The organism is Methanoculleus sp. MH98A (genome assembly GCF_000691865.1).
In the GTDB taxonomy this organism is placed as follows: domain Archaea; phylum Halobacteriota; class Methanomicrobia; order Methanomicrobiales; family Methanoculleaceae; genus Methanoculleus.
Genome location: NZ_JMIO01000093.1, coordinates 1 through 4,736, shown reverse-complemented (window position 1 = coordinate 4,736; position 4,736 = coordinate 1). Strand labels below are relative to the sequence as shown.

The following is a 4,736-nucleotide window of genomic DNA, read 5'->3' as shown; positions in this document are numbered from 1 at the left end:
TTCTATTCCTGCAAATTATTACGATTGCAATCCTTACTAGCTATTTCAGCTCCGTATTTGTAAAAAGAGAATTAACAAATGCTTTAACAAATTATGCAGGCCTTATCGGATTAATTAACGGTATGATCATTAATAACGAATATGATGAGGAAACCGCGAAAAGACTTTCAAAGATATATTTAACGTCAAAAAATTACGATTTCATGATAGTTGATACATTAAAGTTCGTTAACTGGTATTTACTCATTCCTAATAGGGCGAATCTAAAGTGGAGGTGAGCCCCTTTGACGACTATTAATACTCTCCTTTCATTTTTACTCAAAATTACGAGAATTTCGTGGTGAGATAACTCTCGAAAATAATTCTCCTCGGTCATAATAGAGAGAAAAGAATTCTCCTACTCATTTCAAAAGCCTTATTTACCCTCCTGTTTTGACTAACTAATGAATAGGATGTGTTATTCTCCTATTCTCCCCGGCGTGGAGAAATCGTATGGACTTAACCGAATTACAGACGCGGAAGAGTAAAATCGACGTCTACCTTGCCGAGCAGGGCTGGGACGTCGCCAACCGCGCATCTGTCATTCCTGAAGTTGATACCAAACAGTCAGACTTTCTTGCACACTCTTATAAGACCGTCTCCGAGACGCTCAAGAACGATCTGGAGAGCAAGTACGTCGACTACCTCCTGCTTGACAGCCTGGGCGCTCCGCTCGCGATCGTCGAGGCCAAGCGAACTTCAAAAGACCCGCTCATCGGACAGAAGCAGGCGGAGCAGTATGCCGATGACATCAAACGGCAGACCGGGAGAGATGTCTTCATCTTCCTCTCCAACGGCTATGAGATCTGGTTCTGGGAGCGGGAGCGCTACCCGCTCCGGCAGCTGAAGGGCTTCTACGCGCAGAAAGACCTTGAGCGGCTCCGTTTCCAGATTCAGAAGATCGATCCCACCCGATCGATCGAGATCAATACCCGCATTGTCGACCGTTCAAAGAGCATCGAGAATGTCAAGCGCGTGCTGGAGCATATCCGTAAAGGCCACCGCAAAGGGCTGATCGTCATGGCGACCGGGACTGGCAAGACCCGCGTGGCGATGGCGATCATCGATGCCCTCCTGCTGGAGAACCGTGCGCAGAAAGTGCTCTTCCTCGCCGACCGCAAGGCGCTCCGCGATCAGGCGTGGAATAAGGGCTTCCTGGAGTTCTTCCCCCACGAGGCCAAGGATAAGATCCTGCACGGTGTCTACAATAAGGAAAAACGGCTGTACGTCTCCACCATTCAGACGTTTCAGGAGATCTATACCCAGAAGGATGAGCGCGGGCAGTACCGCATCTCTCCCGGCGAGTTCGACCTGATCATCTCTGACGAGGCGCACCGGAGCATCTACAACAAGTGGCGGGATGTCTTCACCTACCTCGACGCCATGCAGATCGGGCTGACGGCAACACCGGCGGAGCTGGTCGATCGGGACACCTTCCGGTTCTTCCACTGCGACGACCACATGCCGACCGCGCTCTACTCGTATGATGAGGCGGTGAAGGATGGCGTCCTGGTCGACTTCCGCAAAAGCATCATCGGAGCGCAGACCCACTTCCAGATCGAGGGCCTTCGACCTTCCGACCTGACGGAGAGCGAGCGCAACCGGCTGATCGAGCAGGGGATCGACCCGGACGAGATCAACTTCGAAGGGACCGAGCTGGAGAAGAAGGTCGCTGTCAAAGGGACATCCGAAGTGATCGTGCGGGAGTTCATGGAAGGCTGCCTGATGGATCAGGCCGGGACACTTCCGGCAAAGTCGATCTTCTTCGCGATCTCGAAAAAGCATGCCCGACGGCTGCATGAGGCGTTCGACGACCTGTATCCCGAGTATAAAGGACGGCTGGCGCGGATCATCGTCTCGGACGACCCCCGCGCTGAGGCCCTCATCCACGACTTCGAACATGAGTCCTTCCCCCGCGTGGCGATCTCGGTCGATATGCTCGATACCGGCATCGACGTACCGGAGGTCTGCAACCTCGTCTTCGCTAAACCCGTCTTCTCAAAGATCAAGTTCTGGCAGATGCTGGGGCGCGGTACGCGGTCGGACGGCGCGTGCAAACACCGGGAATGGCTCCCGGACGGGCATAAAGAGTATTTCAAGGTCTTCGACTTCTGGAATAACTTCGAGTACTGGAATATGAATCCCGAAGGGGTGAAGAATGAGCCGACCGAAGCCATCACGAGCCGGATCTTCTTCCTCCGCTTGAAGCAGCTTGAGCGGCTCCTGGAGCAGGGCGACGACGAGCGGGCGGCGGTCGTCCGGCAGAGGCTGGAAGAGGATATCCGCTCGCTTCCGATGGACTCTGTAACCGTCCGGGAGCACGAGCGGGAGATCGCGAAAGCCCTCTCCCCGAAACTCTGGGACAATGTCGGGCTTGACCCGCTGGAGTACCTGAAGAGCACAATCATGCCCCTGATGCGCTTCCAGACCGGCGTGAACCTCAAAGAGGCGTCCTTCACCGTCAAGGCGGAGCGGCTCGCGCTCGCGGTGCTGGAGGGCAATGAGAAGGAGATCGAGCGGTTGGCCCCGGAGATCGGGGAGATGGTCGATCACCTCCCCCGGACGCTCGATATCGTGAAGGAGAAGGAGGAGCGGCTGGACGAGGTGCTGACCCATGCCTTCTGGAAGGGTCTGTCGTTTGAGGACGCTACCGGGCTTGTCGGGGATATCGCTCCGCTCATGAAGTACATGTCGAAGGAGGCACACGAGCCGATCGTCATCGACATGGGAGATATCATCGCGCAGCGCACGATCTGGACGCTCAACGAGGAAGCACCCGAGTATGTGGTGGCATTCAGGGAGAAGGTCGAGAAGCGGGTTACGGAGCTGGCCGATCATAACCCGGTCATCCAGAAGATCCTCCACGACGACCCGATAACCGAAGCCGACCTTCACGATCTCGAAGAGGCGCTGGCGGAGGCCGGGGTGAACGTCACCGAAGAGATGTTGCAGACCTCGCCGCGTCACCCGTATGGCTCGCTCGTGGCGTTTATCCGGTCGCTCTTCGGTCTCTATGAAGCGCCTGATCCGAAGGAGAAGATAGCAGAGGCGTTTCAGACCTACATGATCGAGAATAACAAGAGTTATACCGCCGACCAGCTCCACTTCATCCGGACGATTCAGACCGTTTTTATGCGTAAGAGGCGTATAGAAATGGACGATCTATTCCTTGCTCCGTTCACGAATTTTGGGAGTAATGCGCCGATGCCGATGTTTGACGAGGGCGATCTGAAGGCGTTTATCGGCATCTGTCAGGGGCTGGAGCGGGAGTTGTTTGCGGAGGCGTGAGTATCTTTGATTGAAAAGAAGCTGCCTGAAGGATGGGAATGGGAGAGAATAAGAAATTTTGTCAAAAAAGTCGATTCTATTGACCCGACGAGAAGCCCCACAAAGCGATTCTGCTATATTGACATCGATTCTATCGACAGTTCTAACCAGACAATTCAGAATCCAAAGTTAATTACCGGGAAGGAAGCTCCTTCACGAGCTCGCCAAATTATCAAAAAGGATGATATTTTATTCTCTACAGTGCGTCCGTATTTAAAAAATATCGCACTAATTGATGAAATATATGATAGTCAGGTCGCATCTACCGGTTTTTGCGTAATAAGGGTGACCGAAGGGGTTGATAATAAATACCTGTTCTATTACCTCAAGTCAGACGCATTTCTGAGTAAACTAAAGAGGTACTACCGGGGAGCGAATTACCCTGCAATATCTGACTCCGACCTGTTACGTCAACAATTCCCCCTCCCTCCCCTCGACACCCAGCGCAAAATCGTCGCCATTCTTGAGAAGGCAGAGGCAACGCAGCGCCTGCGGGCAGAGGCGGATGCGTTGATGCAGCAACAATCCATATCCCTTTTTAACAATATGTTCGGCGACCCAGTCAGTAATAGGATGAAATGGGAGGTAAGAAAATTGGGAGAGTTAGCAACCATCAAAGACGTAGATCATAAGATGCCAATAGGAGTTGAAGAGGGCATATATTATATTTCGACAAAAGATTTTCATTCACTCGATAGTATTGATTTTAGTGGTGCTAAAAAGATTTCAGAGCACGATTTTCAGCAACTTTCAAAAAAAATCGAGCCAAAATATGGCGATATAATATATTCTCGATATGGTACTATCGGTGAAGTAAGGTTAGTACCAAAGGATGTGAAATTCCAAATCTCTTATAGTCTGTGCATAATTCGCCTGGAAAAAGATGTAATTAAATTGAAGTTTCTTTACTATCTGCTTAAAAATCCGAATTTCCTGAGATATGCTCTTAGTAAAAAGAGGAGTAGTGCAATACCTGACTTGGGTTTAAATGAGATTAAGCAATTCAATATCATTGTACCTCCTCTCCCGCTTCAACAAGAATTCCTAAATTCTATCAAAAAATACGAAATCTTACTTCAAAGTCAAAAATTATCAGCATCCCAAATAGAGCTCATGAACGCTAGCCTATTTAATCGCGCTTTTAACGGGAAACTAGTAGTATGAATTGCCATAATCATTGTCAAGGTTTAAGAATTCCAAGTATGTGATATCATGAAACTCGCCCCCGACCTTAAATCAAAGATCGACACCCTCTGGGATCGCTTCTGGAGCGGGGGGATGTCAAACCCGCTCCAGTCCATCGAGCAGATGTCCTACCTCATCTTCATGAAGCGCCTCGAAGATATGGATGTCGTCGAGCAGAATCGAGC

At 50.6% G+C, this 4,736-nt stretch carries 4 protein-coding genes; all 4 read left to right on the top strand.

The annotated features are described in order from the left end of the window. On the top strand, window positions 1–278 hold a 278-nt coding region (locus tag EI28_RS14980; RefSeq protein ID WP_231476762.1), incomplete at its 5' end, for a hypothetical protein. A gap of 214 nt (window positions 279–492) precedes the next feature. Next, window positions 493–3,327, top strand: coding sequence for a DEAD/DEAH box helicase family protein (locus tag EI28_RS11015; protein WP_048114844.1), 2,835 nt, complete (start codon window positions 493–495; stop codon window positions 3,325–3,327). A gap of 6 nt (window positions 3,328–3,333) precedes the next feature. Further along, a complete protein-coding gene (locus EI28_RS11010; RefSeq protein ID WP_082223158.1) occupies window positions 3,334–4,530 on the top strand; it encodes a restriction endonuclease subunit S in 1,197 nt (398 codons plus the stop codon). A 48-nt stretch (window positions 4,531–4,578) separates the two neighbouring features. Beyond that, window positions 4,579–4,736, top strand: a 158-nt coding sequence (locus tag EI28_RS15320) for a type I restriction-modification system subunit M N-terminal domain-containing protein (RefSeq protein WP_197018500.1), incomplete at its 3' end; no start/stop codon positions are given.

Excerpts from the sequence above, each read along its gene's own strand:
- EI28_RS11015 (WP_048114844.1), top strand. The coding sequence starts at position 493 with ATGGACTTAACCGAATTACAGACGCGGAAGAGTAAAATCGACGTCTAC.